The sequence below is a fragment of the Aliivibrio sp. 1S128 genome, assembly GCF_001691065.1.
Classification (GTDB): Bacteria; Pseudomonadota; Gammaproteobacteria; order Enterobacterales; family Vibrionaceae; genus Aliivibrio.
In genome coordinates this window covers 752-1,294 of the sequence record NZ_MAJV01000019.1, presented here as the reverse complement: position 1 = coordinate 1,294, position 543 = coordinate 752, and the positions used below count along the sequence as shown (strand labels likewise).

The following is a 543-nucleotide window of genomic DNA, read 5'->3' as shown; positions in this document are numbered from 1 at the left end:
CCATAGTCGTTTGTTATGTGCATTGTCATATTTTTTTCATTTATTATGAATAATACAAACTAATCCCCCAACATAGTAAATTAACTACTTTTAACCATAATGTGATAGAGTCCAATAAATAATATTGTAATACAATATATAATCTCTGAAATCAAATGAACAAAATAGAGATAAACTAATGGATGCAACATCGCTCATTTATAGCACTCTTACTAGCTTAGCAAATGCAAAACCTAACCAACACGCTCAGATCCGTCAAAAATTATATGACAAATTAGACTTACCTTTTGATAAGAAGTTTGCCTTATATTCAAATGTTTTAGGCCCAGTTAGTGCCGGAAGGTTAGAAAATCTTGATGATGCAATGACTAGAGCTTCTAATATTCTAAAAAAGAACATTAATTAAAACATATCAGTTTAATATTTTTAGCCTTTATTACTAATTTAAGGGCTAAAAACATCTACAAAATGCACATAACGCTGGCATAACACGTTTATTACCATGCAAACCAACCTGAATTTTACCGCCTTAATCACGAAACC

Annotated in this window: 1 protein-coding gene; it reads left to right on the top strand. The window is 30.4% G+C overall.

Going from position 1 to position 543, the window contains the following annotated elements; all coding sequences use genetic code 11:
• Positions 1 to 178 precede the first annotated feature (178 nt).
• Positions 179 to 406 carry a PAS factor family protein gene (locus A6E03_RS04350; protein ID WP_065600239.1) on the top strand — a complete coding sequence of 76 codons (228 nt, stop codon included), beginning with the start codon at positions 179 to 181 and terminating at the stop codon, positions 404 to 406.
• Positions 407 to 543 lie beyond the last annotated feature (137 nt).